The following is a 23618-nucleotide window of genomic DNA, read 5'->3' on the forward strand; positions in this document are numbered from 1 at the left end:
ATTACCTCGCGAATATAACACCTATGGCTGATCAGGCTACAAAAAAACCGGTGATCCGACAAGGGTGGCTGCGTGTATTGCTTTTTGCCATCGTCTTTGGGGTGCTGACATTGCTTATTGCCATCCCGGCCATTGGGGTGGTGGTAGCGGGCATTTCCCTTGATCAATTGAAGGCGGAAACGATTACCTCGCTGTCCCAAACGCTGATGACCAACTATTTCTGGCTCATCGTTATGGTGGAGCTGGCGGTCTCTTTCATCAGCGTGGCGATCTTCCGGCTTTGGATCGACCGCCGGAGCCTGGGCAGCCTGGGCTGGTCGTTAGATGCCTTCCCCAATGAAGCCGTAACGGGATTATTCATGGGCCCGGCCCTGCTTGGGATCGCCGCCCTGCTGATGAAGGCAAGTGGTCACCTGGAATGGACCGACATCACCTGGGACCCGTCTACGACATTCGTTTCGCTGGGTCTGATGGCCTTCATCGCCTTTAGTGAAGAGCTGGTATTCCGGGGCTATGTATTGGGTAACCTGATGGAATCCTTCTCCAACAAATGGGTTGCGCTTATCCTATCCGCACTGCTCTTTGCCATCTTCCACTTTGCCAACCCCGGTCTTCATACGCTGGCGTTTGTCAACCTCTTCCTGGCAGGGACCCTACTCGGCATCAACTATATCTATACGAAGAATCTCTGGTTCTCGTTCTTTTTCCACCTCAGCTGGAATTTTTTCCAGGGCCCCATCCTTGGTTTCCATGTAAGCGGGTTCCAGCTGCCCTCCGTGCTGGTGGCAGAACCAAAAGGCGACCTCTCTATTACAGGGGGTGACTTCGGACTGGAAGGCTCGATACTGACTACGGCCGTATCGGTAATAGCGCTTTGCGTGCTTGCACTGGTGTTTGAGAAAAAATACCGCCAGGCAAGCTCGTCTACCGCACCGGGACCAACCTGAAATTTCTCTAAGGCATGATGATCCGGGAAGGCGTATTGATCTCGACGAGTTCGAGGTCGAAGATCAGATCCTGACCGGCAAGCGCGTGGTTCGCATCCAGGACGACAAATTCGGGATTCACTTCTACGATGACCACCGGCATCTGTTGTCCGGCGCCGTTATTCATGGCCAGCTGCATCCCTACTTCGGGTTTGAGCCCGGGAGGAAAGCGATCAATAGGAAATTCGATTATCGCCTGGGGGTCGCGGGGTCCATAGGCATCGTCCACAGGGATCTCGATGGTCTTTTTCTGGCCTACAGTCATACCCATCACGCCGTCATCGAATCCTTTTATCACCATACCGCTGCCTACTTCAAATTCCAGGGGTTCACGACCTTCGGAGGAATCGAATGTCGTCCCATCGGAGAGACGTCCATGATAATGAACTTTAACGGTATCGCCGGATTTTACTTCTTGTGCCATATGCGTTTTTATTATTCGTGCAAGGTAGGAAGAATAATTAAATTGCGGACCATGAGAAGCATGATCCTTTTGAGCATTTGCCTGCTGCAACTGGCGGCGGGCGCACAGATAAAAACGGGCGCCGAGCAGACGGATCTCTACCTGCCGATGCTCAGCGGCAAGACCGTGGCCGTCTTTGCAAATACCACCTCCGTCATCGGAAAGACCCATTTAGTAGACTCTTTATTAAAGAAGGGCATCCGTATCACGAAGATATTCTCGCCCGAACACGGCTTCCGCGGGGAGGCCGATGCAGGCGCAACGGTAGGCAACCAGGTGGATGCGGCAACCGGCATCCCCATTATTTCACTTTATGGTAACAAAACCAAGCCCACTGCGGCTGACCTGGAGGGTATCGATGTGATGCTATTCGATATCCAGGATGTAGGTGTGCGGTTTTATACGTATATCGCCTCGATGCAGCGATATATGGAAGCGGCTATAGAGAACCATCGGCTTTTGGTCATCCTGGACCGGCCGGACCCCAATGGCTTCTATGTAGACGGTCCTGTGCTGGACACCGCCTTCCGGTCGTTTGTCGGCATGCAGCCCATCCCGATAGTGTATGGCATGACCATCGGCGAATATGCCCGCATGCTGTTGGGCGAACACTGGGTCAAAGGAGATACTGCCTTCCGGCTTATTGTCATTCCTTGCAAGAACTATACGCACGGCAGCAGGTATGTACTGCCGGTGAAGCCTTCACCCAATCTGCCTACGATGCAGTCTGTATACCTCTACCCTGCCCTCTGTTTGTTCGAAGGGACACCGGTGAGCCTGGGTCGGGGGACGTCAAAACCTTTTCAACAATTCGGTCATCCGGCCTTTCCGCATGAAGGATATAGTTTCACTCCCGAGAGCGTCCCCGGGGCTACCCACCCGCCGCAAATGGGCGAAGTTTGTTATGGCTACGACCTAAGCGCGATAAATGTGGAAAAAGCGACCGGAAACCGGTGGTCGCTGCAATGGCTATTGAAGGCCTATGCGCTATTCCCGGATAAAGAACATTTTTTTAACGGCAACGGTAGTGGTTTCGACCGGTTGACGGGATCGTCGACGTTACGGCAGCAATTACGCGAAGGGCTGACGGAGGATGAGATCCGCAAGAGCTGGGAGCCGGCGCTGAGCCATTTTAAGACCTTAAGAAAAAAATATTTGCTGTATGCCGACTAATCCCCGTATTGTTTTCATGGGCACCCCCGAATTCGCCGTCGCCAGCCTGGAGGCGCTGCTGGACGCCGGTTGTATGGTCGTTGCCGTCGTGACGGCTCCGGATAAGCCTGCGGGCCGGGGGATGCAGCTGACGGAAAGCGCCGTAAAAAAATACGCGCAGAAAGAAGGCCTGCCCATCCTGCAGCCGGAGAAATTGCGCGACCCGGGTTTTCTGGAGGCGTTGCGGGCATTTCGCGCCGACCTGCAGATTGTCGTCGCCTTCCGCATGCTGCCGGAAATCGTATGGGACATGCCCCCGATGGGAACCGTCAACCTCCACGGCTCGCTGTTGCCGCAATACCGGGGCGCCGCCCCTATCAATTGGGCGGTGATCAATGGTGAAACAGAGACCGGTGTCACCACCTTCCAATTGCAACATCAAATAGATACGGGAAGTATCCTTTTACAAGATCGTTTTCCCATCGCGGATACCGACACGGCGGGCGATGTGCACGATCGGATGATGGTTATTGGCGCGCAGCTATTGGTGCGCACGGTAGAAGGTTTGGCCACCGGTACGTTGCGACCAAAGCCGCAGGAAAATCCGACGGATTTAAAGCATGCGCCTAAGATCTTCACGGAGACGGGCCACATCGACTGGAACAAGCCAACGTTTGCCGTGTACAACCTCATCAGGGGGCTGTCGCCCTTTCCGGCTGCTTTTACGCAATTGGATGGAAAGCTGCTGAAGATCTATCGCGCCGAAAAAGTGCTGCACACGCTTGCCCCGGATGTCGCGCCGGGGGTCTATGATACCGACGGAAAGACTTATCTCCGCTTTGCAACGGCGGATGGCTATATCCGCGTCACCGAGCTACAGCTGGAAGGAAAAAAGAAAATGGCGGTCACCGATTTCTTAAGAGGCTACCGGTTTAATAGTTTACCTGGACATTGAACCGATCGCTGGTGGCTCCCATCTCTGCCGCCGCGGCATTGCTGATGCGGATGGTGAGTCCTGCGCTTTCCTTCATATCGGGCAGCTGACCGAGAACTTTTACGTAGACGCTTCTGCCGCTCGTCCCATCGGTCACTTTTACGATGCTGCCGATGGCCACGTTGTTCATCAGCGCATAATACTTCCCATCCTGCCAGCCGCTGGTACTCTTGAAGATGCCTGCCACGCCACTGGCTGTTTTACCGTTGTCGAGGAAATCAGCCTTGAATACCCCGCCATCGAAATGAGGCGCCGGCGGAGCAGCGGGACTCGTTGTTGTGGGTGGTGCGCTGACTGGCGTCGTGGCCGGAGCGGTGGTCGTCGTGGCCGGAGCGCTAGTCGTAGTGGCCGGCGGGTTGTTCACCTCTTTGGTCTCTTTGGCGGTGACGGCGGGTTTTGCCGCCTGGGTTGTCGTGGTGGCCGATTCGAATTTTGTACTGGGGGTGTCGGTGGTTTTAGCCGTGACAGGTTTTGTTTCAGCGGTGGTGGTCACGGGCGGCGGGGGAGGCGCGGGTCGCGTCGTGGTGGGTGTAGTTGCCAACGCAGACAAATCCGTCTTTACTTTCAGATAACCCACGATCAGATGCATCCCCGGGTGTACTGCATCCTTGTTCATATTGTTCCATTTCTCCAGGGTCGGGATGGGAACCTTGTTATGATTGACACTGATGCGATACATCCACTCTTTTTCCTGGGTTATATAGTACACCGGAATCAACGTCTCGGCGGGTGTCTTTTGCATTGTCTGGGAGAAGTTGACGGCCGTCAGTGGTATCTGGAGTATCTGCCCGATGATGAGGGGATTGTTCAGCGTAAGATGATTAAAAGGAGCCAGCTCTTTGGGGCTGATATTATAAAGCCTGCCGACGCTATACCAGTTCTCTTTGGCTACCACCGTATGTTCGAGGTATAACTTACCTGTCTGGCCAAAGACGATCAGTTCATTGGATTGGGATTTGGCAAACTTTATAAAAAACAAGCCGATCAGTAAAAGTACGGTAGCCGGTGATCGCATACATTATTTTTTTATGTGGTTTGAAGCAAAGATGCGGTTTTTTATTCTCTTTTGAGTATTCGCCATTCCTTCGGATAGTAATTGTTCGAGCGCTGGGGTAAGGCTTTGATCCAACCCAGGCTGCGGCCCTCATACTGCACAAGCGTCCAGCCCCGGTGCGTGGTCTCGGCGCGCATTTCTTCCTTTCGAAGGTATTGCAGGGCCTGCTCACGGGATAGGGACAGGGCCGGAACACCAGGCGAGACCATCGTGCTCATGGCCAGATGGTGGTTGGGGATAAATTCCTTTGCGGACAGCTGCCCCAACGAAAGCCCTGCCTCCTTCAGATAACAGGCGGATTGCAGGATAGGTAACTCGAGCAGCAACGGCTCGGGAAAGGCATGTACCTGCTCGTTGTGCACAAAGAAAGCAAGCGGCGTCGAAGCAGCGATCCATTCGGATAAGGATGCCTGCTCTTTTTTGTTTGGGTGTTCGGGATGGCTCATCTTACGGGGCGGTGAAAAGCCGGCTCCGTCATTCTTCCGCAAACAGGCGATGAAAAAACCCTCGCCTTTCACCTGATGGGGATAGAACCGATAGCCATAAGCGCCGCTTTTGCCCACCGTCTCTATGATATTCCATTCCGGCGCGGGCTGCAGCCGGCAGCTTGTCGCATCGAGTTCGGTTGTTATCCAGTCGAGGATGTCCTCGTCTTCTTCTTTCGCGTAGGAACAGGTTGAATAGATGAGGATGCCATCGCGGCGGAGCGCAGGCCAACAATCGGCCAGTATCCGCTGTTGCCGCTGCCAGCAGAGCTGAACATTTCCCGGACTCCATTCTTCAACGGCTTCGGGTTCCCGGCGGAAGAGTCCGCTGCCGCTACAGGGAGCATCGACTACGATGACGTCAAAATAGTTCTCCAGCCGTTGGAAATCGCGGGGATCGTTGTTGGTGACGACCACATTGGCAGCGCCCCATTTGATCATATTCTCCTGCAGGATAGTAACGCGATTTCGGATGACTTCGTTGCTTACGAGCAGGCTGTCCGGCGACAAAATGGATTGCAGCAGAGTCGACTTTCCGCCCGGCGCGGCACAGAGATCGAGCACCTTATGCGGCTGGGTAAGGTCGATGGTCTGGCGCAACGCCTGTTCGAGGAACATGCTGGAGGCCTCCTGCACATAATATGTTCCGGCGTGGAATAGGGGGTCGAAGGTAAAAGAGGGCCGTGTTTGAAGATAATAACCATAGGAAGACCACGGCACCGGTGTAGCCTTGTCCGGCAGGCTGACAGGGGGTTTGGCGGGGTTGATACGGATGGAGGTGGGGGTATCCCCCGCGGCGTGCACGGCTTCGAAAGCCGCCGTTTCATAACCGGGCAGACCTTCGAGGGAAGAAAGGAATTCTTTTGGTAGCTGGGATGGCACTATCGGTACAAAGTTATCGCAAATCCGTGTCTTCGTCAAGTTCAGAAGCGAATAACAAAATCCTGCTTCACCTTGAACTCTTCGCGCAGAAAAACAAAACCGAGGAAGAAGAGATCGATGGTCAGGTATACGCGGGGGTCGCTCTTTATGGCCGACCAGGCCGCTTCCATCTCGGCGCTCCAATGGATATCGTCGAAGATGAGGACAGAAGAACGGGAGGCGCGAGGCAGAAGGAGGTTGAAATACCGCAGCGTCGGGTCAAGCCGGTGATTACCGTCAATGAAGGCAAGAGCGATGGGGGGTAGAGTTGGCAGGAGATTTGGCAACACCTCGTCAAACGGGCCGGTGTGCACGGTTGCAGCCAGGTTCAGGGAGTGCAGGTTGCGCCGGGCCGCATCCGCAATGGCAGGCGCGCCTTCGATGGTGTTTACCGTTGCGGCCGGGGCGGCTGCAGCCATATAGGCCGTGGACAGTCCCAGGGAGGTGCCCAGTTCGAGGATGGTGGCGGGTTGGTAATGACGGGCGACGCGATAAAGCATCTGCCCCAGCCGGGGTGGTTTGGCCGCACGCCGGGCGATGTCGGCGATGGTGCGGTTGATGGTGACGGGGTAGGCAGAGCCGGCGCCCAGGTCGTTTACTTCGAGCGGTGTCTGGTCGTGGCGTAAGCGGCGGCGGAGCCCTTCTACAGCATCGTATGCTGGATAGTGGTGCCTGTCATTCAACACTTTTATCACAAAGTCGAAAACAAAGGGCGAATGGATACCATGCCCCTTACCGTTGGCGGCAGTAACATAATACCGGAGATATTTCTGTGCAAGCCTTACCGGTGAATACATGGACATTATTTTTTCCGCAGCCACACCTGGAAGCTGTAGGCATATGCATGTTTGTCGTCAGCAGGAAAATCCCGGTCATCCGTCAGCTGCCAGACCTTTTCATCGATGGGAGGGAAATACGCATCACCTTCCAGCACGGCGTGTACGCGCGTCATATAGATCTTGTCGGCGATGTCCATAGCCTCGGCATAGATCTGTCCACCCCCGATGACAAAGATCTCTTTGGAATCTGTCTCGCGGGCCAATTGCAAGGCCTCGCTAAGGGATGACGTTACCTTGACCTTATCATGCCCCGGACGCCACTGCGGGTTATGGGTGATCACAAAATTGAAGCGGCCCGGCAGGGGTTCGCCGTTGAAGGCGTCATAGGTCTTGCGGCCCATGATCACCGGCATGCCCCATGTAGTATTCTTAAAGAATTTGGTATCGTTGGGCAGGCGCCAGAGCAATTGGTTATCCTTGCCGATGGCATTGTTGGTGGATGCAGCGACGATGAGTGAGATGATCATAGCTTATTATACTGCAACAGGGGCTTTTATCGCGGGATGGGATTGATAATTTTCCAACGTGAAGTCCTCAAATTTAAATTGAAAGATATCTTTCACCAAAAGATTGAGTTTCATGGTTGGCAGGGGATAAGGCTTGCGGGTCAGCTGCAGCTTCGCCTGTTCGAGGTGATTGTTGTAAAGATGCACGTCCCCAAATGTGTGGATAAATTCTCCCGGTTCGAGCCCGCAAACATGGGCGATCATCAGGGTCAGCAGGGCATAGGAGGCAATATTAAATGGGACACCCAGGAAAACGTCGGCGCTGCGCTGGTACAGCTGGCAGCTAAGCCGCCGTTTCCCATCAGCACCAGCCGCAACATAGAACTGAAAGAGCACATGGCAGGGCATGAGGGCCATCGCTGGCAGATCGGTCACATTCCAGGCGCTGACGATCAGCCGCCGGCTGTCAGGGTTGGTTTTTATCTGGTGGATCACGTCCGTGATCTGGTCTACCGTCTTTCCACCCGCGCCTTCCCAACTCCGCCATTGCTTGCCATATACGGGTCCCAGTTCTCCATTGGTATCGGCCCACTCATCCCAGATGCTGACACCATGATCCTTGAGGTATTTGATGTTTGTCTCGCCCCGGAGGAACCAGAGCAACTCATAAATGATACTCTTAAGGTGTAATTTCTTGGTCGTCACCAAGGGAAAACCCTTGGTCAGATCAAAACGCAACTGGTAGCCAAAGCAACTGATCGTCCCCGTGCCGGTGCGATCGGTCTTGGTGGCCCCGGTGTCGAGGATATGTTGAAGAAGATCGAGGTATTGCTGCATGGCTGCAATTTACGTATTTTGAGGCGAGTAAAACCCCTGCACTTGAAACCCCTGATCCTGTGGCCTATCCAGTTTGAAGGAGAAAGCTTTTTTACGACCAACCTGAAAACCCCAAAGCGATTCGATCTCATCGCTTACCGGGCGATAATACCCGACCGGGGCATCACCACCCTCGTCCATCGCGTATGCGGAGTCCCCGGCGATGTGGCGGAAATGAAGGCCGGGACACTTTATGTCAATGGGAAAGATGTCGATGCCGATCTGTCCCTGAAGCAGATTTACAAGGTAAGTACAAAATACGCCGGCGCCCTTGAGTACAAGGAAGCCGAAGCCTTTATCATCCCACCATACACCGACACGGTTTACATTCCCCTGGAAGACGATAAAGTGAAAAAGGACCAGCTACCTTGTCAGCGGTATGTTCTGCCCGCCGGACTTCGGGATGATGGGATCTTCCGGATCTATCAAAAAAACTGGAACCGGGACAACTTCGGCCCGCTCCGCGTGCCGTCGGACAAGTTCTTTGTGCTGGGTGACAACAGGGGACATGCGATGGACTCCCGTTATATCGGGCTGATCGCCCAGGATAAAGTGATGGGCACTGTCTTATGGAAATAGCCGCATCCCGTCAATGCTGCGCCGCAAGCAGTTCGTTGACGATGGTGTAAAATTCCTGTTTTTGATCTTCATAATGCTGGCCGGTGCCCGGACCGCTGAAGCCGGTGTGGATCTTCTCGATGCGCCCGCTCTTGCCTACGAAGATGGTTGTGGGGAAATTGACGATGCTCTCCAACTGCGGCAGCGTCTTTTCCGCACGCTGGGGATCACCGACTGCCACGCCAGTGATCAACATGGGATAGTTCACCTGGAAGCGTTGCTGGAAGGTACGGACGCTGGCCTGGCTCCGCTGGAAGTCGGTGCTGCGTTCGTAGGCTAAGGCAATGATCTCTACTCCCCTGCTGTGGTATTCGTTATAAAAACCGCTGAGAAAGCGGGTCTCGTCCATGCAATTGGGGCACCAGGAACCCATGATCTGTACAAGCACGACCTTGTTTTTGAACCGGACATCAGATAGCGATACTTCGCGACCGTCCAGGTCTTTAAAAGTGAAATTGAACGGCATGTCCTTCTTCCACTTCGTCATCGCGAATTGATCTTCGAGTTTTGCATTGGCATCCATATGCGCCGTCCAGGTTTCGTGGGCCGTCGCCCCAGCGTAGTAATGTCCGCCGGTGAGGCTGTCGCCATCGACCCTGGCCGTAAAATAATAGGCATGGGTACCGTCGAAACAGGAGAGTTTGAGTGAGTCACCGCTGACGACACCTTCGAGATAGCGGAGGTCGCCGCCTGCGTCGAGGAAGGTACCCGTAACCCGCGAGCCACTCTGCTGGAACTCGCCTACGCGAAAGGTAGTGTCCGCACTGTTGGTAGCGCGGAAGACAGCGGCCCAGCGACCCGCTACGCTGATCTTCCCGGCGGTGGACTGGTCTGCCGCAAAACGATAGTTCTCGCCATACCAGGCGCGAAAAGGAACCCTCAGCCAGTCGGAAGCCAGATGCCGGAGCCAGACGCCTTCCAGGTTGCCCTCCGGTGTAACGCGGGCGCGTAACTGCGACTCATAAAAAGGGAACCGGATGAAGAGGGAATCACCCTCCCGGGTGATATCATCCACCAGGATGCGTTCGCCGGCATTGCGGAGATAGAGGATCTTTTTGCCGGCGCTGTCTTTTACTTCGAAATTAAAGGCAATGTCATTGCCATCCTTTCTTTCCAGGAGGGCCCGCCATTGGCCATTGCGAAAGGTCGGAGCTGCCGTCAAGGTCTCGGCGGCCAGCAGGAAAAGGACTATGAGTCGAAGCATACGATGGTCGTTAAATTAAGGTGGCAATTTAACGAATTTAACTTAAATAAGTCTATTAAAACAGTAGAGTGATGTCTCTATTCGAGATTTTCGAGCATGTCGGCGGTCATCCGGGACAGGTCGTATTCGGGTTTCCACCCCCAGTCTTCGCGGGCAACGGAGTCGTCGATACTCTGCGGCCAGCTGTCGGCGATCTGCTGCCGGTAATCGGGTTGATACCGAATGGCGAAGTCGGGAATATGCTGCTTTATTGCAGCCGCGATCTCTTTTGGCGAAAAGCTCAGGGCCGAGACATTGTACGCAGTTCGGACGGTGAGTTTACCCGCCGGCGCTTCCATGAGTTCGATGGTGGCACGGATAGCATCCGGCATATACATCATGGGCAGATAGGTATCTTCCCGGAGGAAGCAGGTATACTGGCGTTCGTCAAGCGCTTCGTGAAAGATCTCTACCGCATAATCCGTTGTGCCGCCGCCGGGCGCCGACTTATAGCTGATCAATCCGGGATAACGGATGCTGCGCACGTCTACGCCATAGCGTTCGAAGAAATAATTGCACCAGAACTCGCCGGCATACTTGCTGATGCCATAGACGGTGCTGGGTTCGATGATCGTCCGCTGGGGGCAATCCTTACGGGGTGATGTCGGTCCGAATACTGCGATGCTGCTGGGCCAGTACACCTTGTGCAATTTTTCCTCGCGGGCGATGTCGAGGACGTTGAGCAATCCCTGCATGTTGAGATGCCAGGCAAGGTGGGGGTTCTTCTCACCGGTGGCGGAAAGGATGGCTGCCAACAGGTAGATCTGGGTGATGTTCTGCCTGATCACCTGGACGTGCAGCATTTCCTTGTTCATGACATCGAGAGAAACATAAGGGCCGGTGCCTTTCAGCAGTTCGTTCTCTTCGCGAAGATCGGAAGCGACTACATTGGCATTGCCATAGATGCGCCGGAGAGCCAGCGTGAGTTCAACGCCGATCTGTCCACTGGCGCCGATGACCAACACTTTTTCTTTTGCCATGTCGGGGGTTTTGGGGTGCAAACCTAACGCAAAATTTGTAGTTTCGCGGCATGGAATTCCTGCATCAACTATTTCAGCATCAATCATACGATAAGAAGAATTTCTTTTTGATCGCGGGCCCTTGCGTGGTGGAAAGCGAAGAACTGGTGATGGAAGTCGCCGACACGGTGTCCGGCATCTGTCGCAATTTGGGTATTCCGTATGTTTTTAAGGCGTCATACCGAAAGGCCAACCGAACCAGCGCGGGAAGCTTTACGGGCATCGGCGATGACAACGGACTTGCGTTGATAAAGAAGGTAGGGGAAAAATATAAGCTACCGACCACATCGGATATTCATGCGCACGATGAAGCGGCCCCCGCTGCAAAGTATGTGGACATCCTGCAGATCCCGGCCTTCCTTTGCCGGCAGACGGATATCCTGGTTGCCGCCGCAGAGACGGGTAAGATCGTCAATGTAAAAAAGGGACAATTCCTGAGCGGTCCTGCCATGAAATTTGCCGTAGATAAGATAAGACGGGCGGGAAATGAAAAGATAGTCCTGACGGAAAGAGGCACCACCTTTGGTTACCAGGACCTCGTCGTGGACTATCGCAATATCCCCTGGATGCAGGAGCATGGTACTCCGGTGGTGATGGACTGTACACATTCACTGCAACAGCCCAATCAGACCAGCGGAGTCACCGGCGGCAATCCACAGTTGATCGGAACGATCGCAAAAGCTGCAGTTGCCACCGGCGCTGATGGCCTGTTCATAGAAACACATCCCAACCCCGCCATAGCCAAGAGCGATGGAGCTAACATGCTACGACTGGATCTTTTAAAAGGATTACTGGAACAATTGGTAAGATTACGTAAAGTAGCTTCCGACTATTAAAAAGGGTAGCGAACACGGATTGGTCTTTCTTGGACAGTTGTTGAGGAATTAAAAACGGGACAATTGAATCAAACCCTATTGAACTATTCTGCTGCAAACCCTAGCAGCAATTCTGCCACAAAGATACCAATAAGTGGGTATTTTTACTATCCGCAAAAGAGTTTTAGGTAGCTGTCGTAGCGTTTTTCCTGTTGCGCGCGTACCAAAATCGCAACCTATATGGCTGCCAGCAACTTACTGGGCAGGAGCCCAAATTCCTTCTTGAAGGCAATGGTGAAGTTACTGAGGTTGGAATAGCCCAATTCCATGGCTACTTCTTTCACCGAATGGCCGCCGGCCAGCAATTTATCCTTGGCCGCCTGCATCCGCACTTTTTGAAAGTATTCATAAACAGGGATGCCGTAAATGAGTTTAAAGTCCTTTTTCAGTTTGGATTCGCTGATGGAGACCATCCTGGCCAGCTGGCTGATGGTAGGCGCCGGCTCGAAAATGTCCTTTGTGAGCGTGGCTTCCACCTGCATCACCCGGTCGATATCGGCTTTGGAGAGCGGAACATTCCAAAAGGAATTCTTGCGTCGCTGGTAGATGCGGAGAAAAAAGCGCTCGATAAGCAGCATGACCCGGTTTTGAATGATGGCCAGCCGCATGGGATTGGTATCGTCCACTTCCACAATCTCCTGTATCAGCCGGCGGTATTCGCTATCCAGGGGCTCGCGGTGGACATTCTCTATCTGCAGCGAAAGATAGGCCGAAAGAACATCGTCTATCTGCTGCAACCCCAGGTAATCGGCAAGCCAATTAGGGCTGAAGAGCACATCGATGCCCTTGTATGTCGTTCCTGCGGCTCCGATGTAGGCCCAGTCGGCGAGTGTATTGGTCAAATAGGCGATTGCACGGGTGGTGTTGGATTCCTTCAGCCGTTCGTCACCGATGCGGATCTCCAAAGTGTCGGGGATGGTCAGTTCATGAAAACGAAGGGTATAAAACTGTTCCCGCATCTTCCGGCGGCAAAGCAGCCAATCCTGGTTCATCTTACAGTTGACGATATTGACATGAATGCCGTTGGGCAGCCGGACAAAGGTCAGACTGCCGGAAGCGATAGGCTCCGGAAAGATGAGCCGGTGATTGACGACCGGTACATTCATGCGCTGCGCCAGGTCGTTCATCAGTTGCTCATAGTCCGTATAGGAGAAATCAAATTGAAACAAGGAACAGAATTTAGTCCGTGTATAATTTATCTTTTCTATGTACGGATAGGGCGAGCCTTACCTGAGTAAGATACGAAAAAAACCACGCCCTGGTAGCCCGGCGACTGGGTATTCAAGGCAGATATCAGAGATATTTCAGGGGATTGCGCCTTGCCGAAAGGATATACCTTTTCATATTCATCCAGAAGGCGAGAATGAAATAAACGATGAGGGGGGAACCCATGGTGAGAAAAGAAATGTAGATGAACCAGGTCCGGATACGGGAAGTGGCGATACCCATTCTTTCTCCAATTGCTGTGCACACCCCAAACGCTTGCCACTCGACAAAGTGTTTCAGTCTGTTCATGACTCTAATTTATAAAAAAAACGGTGGGTCCCGAAAGCAAAATTAGGTTAAATTTGCGGTCGCGCCGGGGTCGCCCCTCTGGTCAAAGGTGCCGGCCCGCCGCCATGCCTGGTTGTGATAACATATAAAAAAAATTCATCATGGTCTTTGATTTAGACTTAATTAAGAAGATTTACGGTAGCATGCCATCAAAGGTTGACGCCGCCCGTAAGTTGGTTGGCAAGCCGCTCACTTTAGCCGAAAAGATCCTGTATTCCCACCTTTATCAAGCACCTGCCCACGCTTACGAGCGGGGCGCAGCGTATGTAGACTTCGCACCAGACCGTGTGGCCATGCAGGATGCCACGGCCCAGATGGCGCTTTTACAGTTTATGACCTGTGGCCGCGAAAAAGTAGCGGTTCCCTCGACAGTGCACTGTGACCACCTCATCCAGGCCAAGACCGGTGCTGCTGCCGACCTGGCCACTGCAAAAGACGTTAACAAGGAGGTATATGATTTCCTTGCCTCCATCTCTAATAAATACGGCATCGGATTCTGGAAACCCGGTGCAGGCATCATTCACCAGGTGGTGCTTGAAAACTATGCCTTCCCCGGCGGGATGATGATCGGCACCGACTCCCATACCCCCAATGCGGGCGGATTGGGTATGGTGGCCATCGGTGTTGGCGGCGCGGACGCCGTGGACGTGATGGCAGGCCTTCCTTGGGAACTCAAGATGCCAAAACTCATTGGAGTGAAGCTCACCGGAAAAATGAGCGGGTGGACGAGTGCTAAAGATATAATCCTCAAAGTAGCGGGCATCCTTACGGTAAAAGGCGGCACCGGAGCCATTGTGGAATATTTTGGTGAAGGCGCGGATAGCCTGAGCGCCACCGGAAAAGGTACGATCTGCAATATGGGCGCGGAGATCGGGGCCACCTGTTCGCTGTTTGCCTATGACGAAAAAATGGCGGCCTATCTGAAAGCAACGGGCCGCGAAGAAGTGGCGGCGCTTGCTGACGGCATCAGAGACTATTTGCGTCCCGACAAGGAAGTCTATAGCGATCCGAAAAAATATTACGACCAGGTGATCGAGATCGATCTGAATACCCTCGAGCCATACGTGAATGGTCCGTTCACCCCCGACCTGGCCTGGCCCATCAGCGAATTTGCCAAGGCCGTCAAGGAACACAACTGGCCCGAAGTGCTGGAAGTAGCCCTCATCGGTAGCTGCACCAACTCTTCCTACGAAGACATCAGCCGCAGCGCTTCCCTGGCTCAACAGGCTATAGATAAGAAGTTGAAGACAAAGGCTGAATTTACCATCACTCCCGGCTCCGAACAGGTGCGGTATACCATCGAAAAAGACGGTTTCTTAAAAACCTTCGACAGCATCGGTGGTGTTGTTCTCGCCAATGCTTGTGGTCCCTGTATCGGTCAATGGGCGCGGCATATCGACGACCCCAACCGGAAGAACTCCATCATCACGTCCTTTAATCGAAATTTCGCTAAACGCAACGATGGTCTGGCCAGCACCCACGCATTTGTCGCCAGCCCCGAGATCGTCACCGCTTTTGCCATCGCCGGCCACCTCTCCTTCAACCCGTTGAAGGATAAATTAAAGAACGAGAAAGGGGAAGAAGTGATGCTCGATGAACCCAAGGGCGTGGAATTGCCGCCCAAAGGATTCTCAGTGGACGATGCCGGTTACCAGGCTCCTGCCAAGGACGGGAAAAATGTCCAGGTGGTGGTGAAGTCGGATAGCCAGCGGCTGCAACTGCTCGAACCGTTTGCTGCCTGGGAAGGCACCGATCTGAAAGGGCTGAAGCTGCTGATCAAGGCCAAGGGTAAATGTACGACCGACCATATCTCCATGGCGGGCCCCTGGCTGAAGTTCCGCGGTCACCTCGACAATATCTCGAACAATATGCTCATCGGCGCCGTGAATTTCTTCAATGACAAAACGGACTCCGTAAAGAACGAACTTACCGGCGAATATGGCGCGGTGCCTGCTACCGCAAGAGCCTATAAAGCGGCCAGCGTCGGCACTGTAGTAGTTGGTGATGAAAACTACGGCGAAGGTTCTTCCCGTGAACATGCGGCTATGGAACCCCGGCATCTTGGTGTACGCGCAATAGTGGTAAGGAGCTTTGCCCGTATCCATGAGACCAACCTGAAGAAACAGGGGATGCTCGCGCTCACTTTCGCCAATAAGGAGGATTACGACAAGGTTCAGGAAGATGACAGCATCGATATCCTCGGGCTGACCAGCTTTGCTCCGGGCAAGCCGCTGACCATGGTGCTGAACCATAAGAACGGCAGCAAAGATGAGATCACCCTCAACCACACTTACAATGAACAGCAGATCGGGTGGTTCAAGGCGGGTGGTGCGTTGAATGTGATTCGCGCAGAGTTTGCGAAATAATTGCTTCTCAGATAAAAGAGAATGCGTCCCCGGAAGGAAGGTGTGTAACCTGAACTCCGGGGACTTTTTGTTTTAGCACGGGAACCAGCCATTCAAGACCGGGTTCTTCACTGACGCAGTGACCGAGGACGATGAGGGAGATATTCCTGCCCTGGTAGCGGGCATCCCGGATATATTCGCTGGTCTCCCACTCGTTGAGCTCGCCGCAAATGAAACAATCGGGCTGGTATTTTTCGATGGCGGCAATATGCGATCGCCCGCCGGCTGCGCCGGGACTCAAGACGAGTCGTGCACAGGATTGGACGAGGTTGCCGATGTATTTCACTTCTCTTATGCTGAGCCGTTGTTTCAGGTGCATGATGAGGCTGTTCAGCGGCATGGATTCGGGCAGAGTGATCAGCGGCGGCTGGTCGGGGTTATAATAGGAATCAAAGTCCAGGGCCTGGAGTACACCCATGCGAACGCCATCGGGCTTATGGGCATGAATGCCATCGTGGAAGCGCCATACTACGATGCCGTGTTTATCAAGCAGGTCGCGCTTGGCGGCGTAAACGGGGTCATTGCTGTCTGTGAGCCATTTGGTTTCATCCGTGTGGTTGTAGAATGTGGGTTCGTGGGCAATGATAAAATTGGCGCCGAGTTCGATGGTCCTTTGGATGATGGCGCCGGTAGCAAACATCGTCGTCACGATGCCTTTCACCGGCTGGCTGGGGTTACCCGCCTTGATGGTGTCCACGGTATTGGGAAAGGGTGCGCCCGGGATGTCGGCCAGCAGCGCGTCGATCACCTGCTGTATCGTGAGCGCTTTTGCAGGCGCGGCGACCGACCGGGAAAAGGGAAAAGACGATGCAGCGAGCGCTGCTGCTGCGGTGGCGGCGGAGACGAGGAATTCACGGCGTTGTAACATTATTTACATTTTAGCAGAATAAATTTATTACAAATGGTCTATTTTAGATACTTACTCACAAAAACAAGTGCATGACCCGACTTCTTGTCTTCCTCCTGGCCTTTGCGCTCATCGCTTCCCCTGGCGATGCCCAGCCGCTCGCCGTCATCGGCTATTATGCAGGAAGGACTACGGCTATAGACAGTTTTCCAACGGAAAAACTAACCCACATCATCTTCAGCTTCTGCCATCTGAGAGGTAACGAGCTCTCCGTGAACAATTCAAATGACACGGCCACCATCCGGCGCCTTGTTTCGCTGAAAGAAAAGAGCCCGAGGCTAAAGGTTATCCTGTCCCTTGGCGGCTGGGGTGGTTGCAAGACCTGTCCGGATGTTTTTTCCACGGACAGCGGCCGGGAAGCATTCGCGAGCAGCGCGCGAGAGCTAAGCGATTATTTCCATACGGATGGCATCGATCTGGATTGGGAATACCCTGCGTTGGAGAATGTACCAGGATATTCCTATACGCCCCAGGATAAGGACAATTTCACCGCGGTGATCAGGCTGCTGCGAAGAACACTCGGTCGGAAGGCGGAGATCAGCTTTGCCGCCGGCGGCTTTACTACCTATCTGCAAACCTCCATCGACTGGAAACAGGTGGCGCCCCTGGTGAACTATATCAACCTGATGTCGTATGACCTTGTCAACGGCTATAGCACCATCACCGGACATCACACCGGGCTTTATTCCACCCCCCAACAGGTGGAGTCCGTCGACCATGCGGTGCGGTGGCTCGACTCCGCGGGTGTTCCCCTGCGGAAAGTAGTTATCGGCATGGCCTTTTATGCCCGGATCTTCCAGGGCGCCGACAGCGTCAACAATGGCCTTTACCGTCCCGGTCATTTCTTCAGGGGCGTCTCCTACAGGGACGAGGCTATCCGGCTTTCGGCGGACAGCGGTTTTGTCTATCATTGGGACAGCGTAGCACAGGCGCCTTATAAATACAACGCCCAACAACAGCTGTTTGCCTCTTTCGACGACACCCACTCCATCCGGTTGAAAACGGAGTATGCCTTACACAAGCGGCTTGGCGGGGTGATGTTCTGGCAACTGATGGATGATAGTTTTTTCTCCGGCGGTTTGCTGGATGTAATTGATAACACAAAGCTATCAGCGGGCAAAGGAAGAAAAAAGTAATTTTATCCTGATGCGACCTTCCTTTTCCTTCCTGACAGTAATGTTCCTGACGGCAGCAGGCTTTTTCGCTTGCAGGCCCGCTAAACAGCTCACCACTCCTGCCGTAACAGTATCAGTTGCCGACACCCTTCCGGCCTTGCCATCCTCGGAGATCGATCTGCCTATCAAGGTGGCGGGCCGTCCCCTGCTTTTGGTAGCGGATTCGTTGTTTCCAAGAGAATTTTTGTCCCCCGGCTGGCCAAATTATCTACAACCTTCCTGTGACTTCCGGTATAAGTACCGTTTTGTCCGCAGTGGTTTTGTCCTCCGTTGCATTAACAATAAGATCAGCGTGGCGCTGGAAGGCAATTACCAGGTGGCCGGCGGCAAATGCCTCTGCGCATTAGGCAAACCCGTCAGTCCATGGATATCGGGGTATTGTGGCTTTGACCAGGAGCCGATGCGCCGGGTGGATCTCGCCTTCAGCTCGCAGCTGAATTTTCAACCCGACTATCATATTCGTACCAGCTCTGCTGTCGATCAGGTGAAGGCGCTCGATCCCTGTAATATGTCCATCTTTTCAGTGGACATGACGCAGGAGATAATGGACAGCATCCGCAGCAGCATCAATTTCTTTTGCCGGAGTTTTGACGTCGCGGCTTCGAAGACGGATGTTGCCAGCTATTTGCGGCAGGCGGCCGCGAAGGCCTGGCAAAAAACACCGATCGGTCCATATGGTTACCTCATCATCAACCCGCTCGCCGTCAGGGTCGGAACACTCAACTATGTGAAGGATACCTTTGCCGTCAGTCTGGGGATCTCGTGCCGGCCCGAGCTGAGTTCAGATAGCCGCAACAATAATCCTCCACCCCTACCCGCTTTGCATCCCGGACCAAATCGCAACGGGGTGACGCTTTATTTGCCCGCCAACTATGAATACTCTTTCATCAGTAAGCTGCTGAATGACTCGCTGCGCGACAAATCGTTCGATTACAAGGGGAGGAAGGTTATTGTCAAGGAGGTGGCGGTGCGGGGCATCGAGCGGCACAAGTTAGAATTGCGCATCGACTTCGGGGGCAGCTATACGGGCCGCATTTACTTACGGGGGACCCCGGTGCTCGATACGGCAAAGCAGACCCTTAGCGTACCGGACATCTCCTACTCGCTGGAAAGCAGGGATATCCTGCTGCGAATGGCCAAAACGCTGCTTCGGGGCAAGATCAGGCGTACGATGCAGGGTAACAGTGTGCTGGACCTTGCGGCGATGTTGAAGGCAAATATGCCCTCCTTGAATACACAACTCAATAGGGTGATCATGCCCAATCTTTATACTACCGGGGAGCTCAAGCAACTCCGGCTGATCGGGTTGCTGGCGGGTGAAAAAAATATCCAGGCCCAGCTGTTCATGCAGGCCGATCTGGCCGTCACCTGTACGGGATTACCAAGATAAGACTCTGCCTATCAATGAGATAGCCCATTCATCCCCAATTCACCGATGGATTTGCCCATTTGACCTCAAAAAAGCAACCATTAACATTTCGTTTGCGTATAATGCCAATTAGGAAAACTAGTTTGTGCGTTCTTTATTCATCTACCACTTAATACCGCACATCCGAATTGATTGCAGGAAACACGCAAATACACGCTTTAATAGCCGGCTGCCGTGCGAATGATCGTGCGAGCCAAAAGGAGCTATATAATACGCTCAAGGATTATGCTGTAAAAATCTGTTACCGTTATCAAAATAACCTTGAACAAGTGGAAGAGATCATGAATGAAGGATTTATCAAGCTTTTTAAGAATATTCATCAATTCGAGGAGTCCCGGCATGCGGACGTATTGGCGTCGTTGAAGGGATGGTTTAAGCGCATTCTTGTCAACACCTGCATCGATCACTACCGCAAGAACGCCTCCTATATCAACGGGCAGATGTTATCCGAGGACGCAGAGAACATTGCCGACAAACAGGAGACGGGCATCGATGTTCTTTCCTATAAAGAGATCATTGAGGCCATCCGGCAACTGTCACCAGCCTATCGCACCGTTTTCAATTTATTCGTTATAGAGGGATTGACCCATGAGGAAATAGCCCAGCATCTGAATATTTCCGTTGGCTCGTCCAAATCCAATCTATCGAAAGCCAGAGAAAACCTACGAAAAATCCTAACAAAAAAAACTGACCACAAAGCTTATGTTGAACCTATCCGATAAGGACTTGGACCGCTTCAGCAAAGAGGCAGCCGAGGAATATGACCCGGGAGATGTACTGGGTCCACGTTCCTGGGAAAAGTTGGAGGTGCGGATAAATCAGGAGTTCGGCCGTCCGGGCTGGAATCCCCTGCAACATTTCCGTCGCTTTGCCTTCTACTATGCGCCGGCCCTCCTGGCGCTGGTGGGGGTCACGTATTATATGGTGAGACCGGGTGCTTCATCCGGCAGTAGCCCGGGTCTGACGGCAAAAGCGCCGACAGAGAAAACGCCTGTTCACACTCAAAATCCCTTTGCAACCGATGAGTCCACTTCTACACCTGCTACCTCTTCTTCCGCCACAGCCTCCACTGCCGACCGTGGACAAGATGCCGTCCATCAGCCGGATGGAGCTTCTGCCAATCACCCGGGTTCAGTGACCCCGAATGCTGGCGGGGATGCCAATACCGGGGCTGCTGCTGGCGCCGCCGCTTCCGGGACTACCAATGCCGGGGCTGCTGCCGCCCGTTCTGCTGGCGTCGGGAATACCCATTCCAGGACTGCTGCTACCGGGGCTGCTGCCACCGCGACTACCAATGCCGGGGCCGCCACCAATGGAACTACTTTGGTCAATGGCCGGAGAGCATCCGACAGACGGCCTGCGATGAATGGCAGAACTGCGTCCCATGTTGCGGGTGCCGGCAATGCTATAACTGGAACCAGCGGCAGGCAAAGGAGCCGGACGAGAAACGGCAAAAACGGCCGGCAGAATGGAGACAAAGCCTCAAGCCTGCCCGGTGACGACAGGAATAACACTGCGTCCGCCTCCGGGGGGCAAAGCACCAACGCCGGTGGGGCCAACGCTGCCAGCTCAACCGGCGCAACCAGCCCGGCCCGTGAACTAACTCTTTCCGCCGTAGCGTCACCGCAAAATTTAAAGAAAAAAGCCAACATCAATGATTCAGCACTACGGGCCTTTACGCTAAAATCCACCGCCCCGGCGCTGATCAAACCCAGGGCCCTTCACATCAACCGCAACTGGCAGTTTGGCCTGGTGGTTGCCCCTGACTTTACTTCCGTCAATTCCCTGGCCGGGGATAAACCAGGCAGCAGCATGGGGCTCACCGTAGACTATCAATTTGCACCCCGCTGGTACATCAGCACGGGCATACTCGCCACACGAAGGAATTATTCGGCCCGGCCCCAGGATTATCATGCACCTTCATCTATCTTCCAGCAGAATTATGTGGACCCGAACAAGGTGGACTATGTGAAAGGGTCTTTCTACATGATGGAGATACCGCTGAATGTACGGTACGATTTCACCGTCGCAGGAAATACGTTATTCTTTGTCAGCGGTGGGTTGTCTTCCTACCTGTTCACGAATGAGCATACCAATGTGTACTGGTCGCCTTTCCCTTACCGGCAATTTTGCCAACCCTTCCAGCCGCCTGCTGCCAGCAATTATTTGTTCTCCACCGTCAATCTTTCTATAGGTGTAGAGGCCGGCATCAGCAACAGCTTGTCTATACTGGTAGCACCGTACATGAAGCTACCGACACGGGGCATCGGGGCAGGCCAGGTACAGATGAACAGCGTAGGCATCGACTTCTCGTTGAAGTGGTCGCCGGTGACGAGCAGGAGGCGTTCCTATTGATCTGAGTCGAACCACACCGGTGATGCATTATTCCAATCACCGTTGTAGTTGATAAAGATCTCCTCCCCTGCCTTTATAAAGCGAACAGTCTTGATGGTGATGAGCCGTTGCGTAAAATCCATTTCGTATTCACAGTTGCTCCGGTAGGAGTGATTGTAGAGTGGGACATAACCAAGCGCCATACAACAACTCTTGCGATCGGCGCCCCACTCGAAGATATAATCGTGCAACAAAGTCTGGTCCAGCAGCTTACGCTCTCCCCCGGTCATCACGATGACAGGCGAGATCTCGATGACGGTGTCCCTTGGGATATCCTCCGATGTAAAGATACCCCTTCCCATTTCTTGTGTTGGCGCGATGAACAGTGTCGGTAGGATCATACCCTCTTTCGGCTTTTGGCGGACAATTTAACATTTTTACGTAGGTTTACGGCATGGCCTCAGAAGCTTCAACTATTGATTTTAAGGAGCAATTCCTGGAGATGATCCAATCGGAAGATGTTCTACATATAAGGGAATTTCTGAATAACCAGAATATCAGCGATGTCGCCGAGCTTATTTATGAATACCCCGAATATGAAAGCCAGATCATTGGCCATCTGAGCATCCACCGGGCTTCCAGCACATTCAAAATACTGGACGTGCCCACACAAAAAAGGATCATCCAGCAACTGCCTGCCTTCAAGACCGCCGAGCTGCTAAACGATCTTTCTGCGGATGACCGCACTTCTTTCCTGGAAGAACTACCCAGCGAAGTGGTGAAAGAATTGATCAAGACCCTCGACCCCGAAGAAAGAAAGATCACGCTTTCGCTGCTGGGCTACCCCGAGGGAAGCGTGGGCCGGTTGATGACGCCTGACTACATCGCTGTCGAAAAGGATTGGACGGTGCGGGAGGTGATCGATCATATCCGGGAGGTAGGCAAGGACAGTGAAACCATCGATGTCATTTACGTGGTAGACGAAAAGGGCTATTTCATCGATGACGTCAGAATAAGAGAGATCATTCTCGCCAACCCGGAGAAGAAGATAGAAGACGTCATCGACAATCGTTATATAGCATTGAATGTCAATGACGATCAGGAAGTCGCCAGTGAGGCGTTCAAAATGAACAACCGCGTGGCCCTGCCCGTACTGGATAACAATAAGATACTGCTGGGTATCGTCACCATCGACGATGTGTTGTGGATCACCCAGGAAGAGTTCTCCGAAGACATCCAGAAGATCGGGGGTACCGAAGCCCTCGATGAGCCATACCTCGAAATACCCCTCGTCAAGCTGTTCAAGAAACGCGTCGTCTGGCTGGTTGTGCTTTTTCTCAGCGAGATGCTCACTGCCACCGCCATGGGTTATTTTGAGGACGAGATCGCAAAAGCCGTCGTGCTTGCCCTCTTTGTCCCGCTGATCATCTCCAGCGGCGGTAACAGCGGCAGCCAGGCTTCCACCCTCATCATCCAGGCGATGGCCCTGGGAGAGATCACCATCGTCGACTGGTGGCGGGTGATCAAACGCGAGCTGCTTTCCGGCCTGATGCTGGGGGCTGTACTCGGCATCATCGGCTTTACCCGGGTGATGCTCTGGAACCAGATCTTTCATACCTATGGCGACCACTCCTTCCTGATAGCGGGTACCGTTGGCGTCTCCCTCGTAGGGGTAGTGTTGTGGGGGACCATTGCCGGTAGTATGCTCCCCATCGTACTGAAGAAATTCGGCGCCGATCCAGCCACTTCTTCCGCACCGTTTGTGGCGACCCTGGTGGATGTCACCGGGCTGGTGATCTACTTCTCCGTCGCCTTCGTGATCATGCGCGGCATCTTGTTATAG

At 53.4% G+C, this 23618-nt stretch carries 23 protein-coding genes; 11 read left to right on the top strand and 12 right to left on the bottom strand.

Going from position 1 to position 23618, the window contains the following annotated elements; translation table 11 throughout:
- The first annotated feature begins 23 nt into the window (after nucleotides 1–23).
- On the top strand, nucleotides 24–947 hold the full coding sequence (locus IEY39_RS26370; RefSeq protein WP_188937311.1) for a CPBP family intramembrane glutamic endopeptidase: 924 nt from the start codon (nucleotides 24–26) through the stop codon (nucleotides 945–947).
- Nucleotides 948–954: 7 nt separating this feature from the next.
- On the opposite strand, the gene IEY39_RS26375 is transcribed toward IEY39_RS26370, so the two are convergent.
- Nucleotides 955–1410, bottom strand: a complete 456-nt coding sequence (locus tag IEY39_RS26375; protein WP_188937312.1) for an FKBP-type peptidyl-prolyl cis-trans isomerase — start codon at nucleotides 1408–1410, stop codon at nucleotides 955–957.
- A gap of 51 nt (nucleotides 1411–1461) precedes the next feature.
- Here IEY39_RS26375 and IEY39_RS26380 point away from each other — a divergent pair, with 51 nt between their 5' ends.
- Nucleotides 1462–2622 carry an exo-beta-N-acetylmuramidase NamZ family protein gene (locus IEY39_RS26380; protein WP_229689105.1) on the top strand — a complete coding sequence of 387 codons (1161 nt, stop codon included), beginning with the start codon at nucleotides 1462–1464 and terminating at the stop codon, nucleotides 2620–2622.
- A complete protein-coding gene (gene fmt, locus IEY39_RS26385) occupies nucleotides 2612–3556 on the top strand; it encodes a methionyl-tRNA formyltransferase (RefSeq protein ID WP_229689106.1) in 945 nt (314 codons plus the stop codon). Before IEY39_RS26380 ends, fmt begins: the two co-directional genes overlap by 11 nt.
- On the opposite strand, the gene IEY39_RS26390 is transcribed toward fmt, so the two are convergent.
- Genes IEY39_RS26390 through IEY39_RS26410 form a run of 5 tightly spaced genes read right to left on the bottom strand, consistent with a single transcriptional unit; the run spans nucleotide 3534 to nucleotide 8177 of the window.
- Nucleotides 3534–4610, bottom strand: a complete 1077-nt coding sequence (locus IEY39_RS26390) for a muramidase family protein (RefSeq protein WP_188937314.1) — start codon at nucleotides 4608–4610, stop codon at nucleotides 3534–3536. The two genes, fmt and IEY39_RS26390, sit on opposite strands and share 23 nt — an antisense overlap.
- Nucleotides 4611–4651: 41 nt before the next feature.
- On the bottom strand, nucleotides 4652–6016 hold the full coding sequence (locus tag IEY39_RS26395) for a methyltransferase RsmF C-terminal domain-like protein (protein WP_188937315.1): 1365 nt from the start codon (nucleotides 6014–6016) through the stop codon (nucleotides 4652–4654).
- Between the two features lie 41 nt (nucleotides 6017–6057).
- Nucleotides 6058–6852 (bottom strand): O-methyltransferase, encoded by a 795-nt coding sequence (locus IEY39_RS26400; protein ID WP_188937317.1) that lies wholly within the window; start codon nucleotides 6850–6852, stop codon nucleotides 6058–6060.
- Between the two features lie 5 nt (nucleotides 6853–6857).
- Nucleotides 6858–7361, bottom strand: coding sequence for a dihydrofolate reductase (locus IEY39_RS26405; protein ID WP_188937318.1), 504 nt, complete (start codon nucleotides 7359–7361; stop codon nucleotides 6858–6860).
- Between the two features lie 6 nt (nucleotides 7362–7367).
- Nucleotides 7368–8177 (bottom strand): thymidylate synthase, encoded by an 810-nt coding sequence (locus IEY39_RS26410; RefSeq protein ID WP_188937320.1) that lies wholly within the window; start codon nucleotides 8175–8177, stop codon nucleotides 7368–7370.
- 42 nt (nucleotides 8178–8219) lie between these two features.
- On the opposite strand from IEY39_RS26410, the gene lepB reads away from it, so the two are divergent.
- Complete coding sequence (lepB, locus tag IEY39_RS26415; RefSeq protein ID WP_188937321.1) at nucleotides 8220–8795, top strand: signal peptidase I; 576 nt, start codon at nucleotides 8220–8222, stop codon at nucleotides 8793–8795.
- Between the two features lie 10 nt (nucleotides 8796–8805).
- Here lepB and IEY39_RS26420 read toward each other — a convergent pair whose 3' ends face one another.
- Together IEY39_RS26420 and IEY39_RS26425 are read right to left on the bottom strand one after the other, a co-directional pair.
- Nucleotides 8806–10038, bottom strand: coding sequence for a peroxiredoxin family protein (locus IEY39_RS26420; protein WP_188937322.1), 1233 nt, complete (start codon nucleotides 10036–10038; stop codon nucleotides 8806–8808).
- A gap of 77 nt (nucleotides 10039–10115) precedes the next feature.
- On the bottom strand, nucleotides 10116–11057 hold the full coding sequence (locus tag IEY39_RS26425) for an NAD-dependent epimerase/dehydratase family protein (protein ID WP_188937323.1): 942 nt from the start codon (nucleotides 11055–11057) through the stop codon (nucleotides 10116–10118).
- Between the two features lie 50 nt (nucleotides 11058–11107).
- On the opposite strand from IEY39_RS26425, the gene kdsA reads away from it, so the two are divergent.
- Complete coding sequence (gene kdsA / locus IEY39_RS26430; RefSeq protein WP_188937324.1) at nucleotides 11108–11932, top strand: 3-deoxy-8-phosphooctulonate synthase; 825 nt, start codon at nucleotides 11108–11110, stop codon at nucleotides 11930–11932.
- A 215-nt stretch (nucleotides 11933–12147) separates the two neighbouring features.
- Here kdsA and IEY39_RS26435 read toward each other — a convergent pair whose 3' ends face one another.
- Nucleotides 12148–13140 (bottom strand): helix-turn-helix domain-containing protein, encoded by a 993-nt coding sequence (locus IEY39_RS26435; protein WP_188937325.1) that lies wholly within the window; start codon nucleotides 13138–13140, stop codon nucleotides 12148–12150.
- 124 nt (nucleotides 13141–13264) lie between these two features.
- Nucleotides 13265–13486, bottom strand: coding sequence for a PspC domain-containing protein (locus IEY39_RS26440; RefSeq protein ID WP_188937326.1), 222 nt, complete (start codon nucleotides 13484–13486; stop codon nucleotides 13265–13267).
- 182 nt (nucleotides 13487–13668) lie between these two features.
- On the opposite strand from IEY39_RS26440, the gene IEY39_RS26445 reads away from it, so the two are divergent.
- Complete coding sequence (locus tag IEY39_RS26445; protein WP_262892886.1) at nucleotides 13669–15891, top strand: aconitate hydratase; 2223 nt, start codon at nucleotides 13669–13671, stop codon at nucleotides 15889–15891.
- A 7-nt stretch (nucleotides 15892–15898) separates the two neighbouring features.
- Here IEY39_RS26445 and IEY39_RS26450 read toward each other — a convergent pair whose 3' ends face one another.
- Entirely contained in the window at nucleotides 15899–16798 is a 900-nt protein-coding gene (locus IEY39_RS26450) for a Nif3-like dinuclear metal center hexameric protein (RefSeq protein WP_188937329.1), read from the bottom strand.
- A gap of 71 nt (nucleotides 16799–16869) precedes the next feature.
- On the opposite strand from IEY39_RS26450, the gene IEY39_RS26455 reads away from it, so the two are divergent.
- From IEY39_RS26455 to IEY39_RS26470, 4 genes are all read left to right on the top strand, one after another.
- On the top strand, nucleotides 16870–17973 hold the full coding sequence (locus IEY39_RS26455) for a glycoside hydrolase family 18 protein (protein ID WP_188937330.1): 1104 nt from the start codon (nucleotides 16870–16872) through the stop codon (nucleotides 17971–17973).
- Between the two features lie 10 nt (nucleotides 17974–17983).
- Entirely contained in the window at nucleotides 17984–19402 is a 1419-nt protein-coding gene (locus IEY39_RS26460; RefSeq protein WP_188937331.1) for a DUF4403 family protein, read from the top strand.
- 167 nt (nucleotides 19403–19569) lie between these two features.
- Complete coding sequence (locus IEY39_RS26465) at nucleotides 19570–20163, top strand: RNA polymerase sigma factor (protein ID WP_188937332.1); 594 nt, start codon at nucleotides 19570–19572, stop codon at nucleotides 20161–20163.
- On the top strand, nucleotides 20144–21796 hold the full coding sequence (locus IEY39_RS26470; protein ID WP_188937333.1) for a porin family protein: 1653 nt from the start codon (nucleotides 20144–20146) through the stop codon (nucleotides 21794–21796). The genes IEY39_RS26465 and IEY39_RS26470 overlap by 20 nt, the downstream gene beginning before the upstream one ends.
- On the opposite strand, the gene IEY39_RS26475 is transcribed toward IEY39_RS26470, so the two are convergent.
- Nucleotides 21790–22176: an SET domain-containing protein gene (locus IEY39_RS26475; protein ID WP_188937339.1), complete on the bottom strand. Its 387-nt coding sequence runs from the start codon at nucleotides 22174–22176 to the stop codon at nucleotides 21790–21792. The genes IEY39_RS26470 and IEY39_RS26475 overlap by 7 nt on opposite strands.
- A 53-nt stretch (nucleotides 22177–22229) precedes the next feature.
- Here IEY39_RS26475 and mgtE point away from each other — a divergent pair, with 53 nt between their 5' ends.
- Entirely contained in the window at nucleotides 22230–23618 is a 1389-nt protein-coding gene (gene mgtE / locus IEY39_RS26480) for a magnesium transporter (RefSeq protein WP_188937345.1), read from the top strand.

The sequence above is a fragment of the Puia dinghuensis genome (assembly GCF_014642875.1).
Taxonomy (GTDB): Bacteria; Bacteroidota; Bacteroidia; order Chitinophagales; family Chitinophagaceae; genus Puia; species Puia dinghuensis.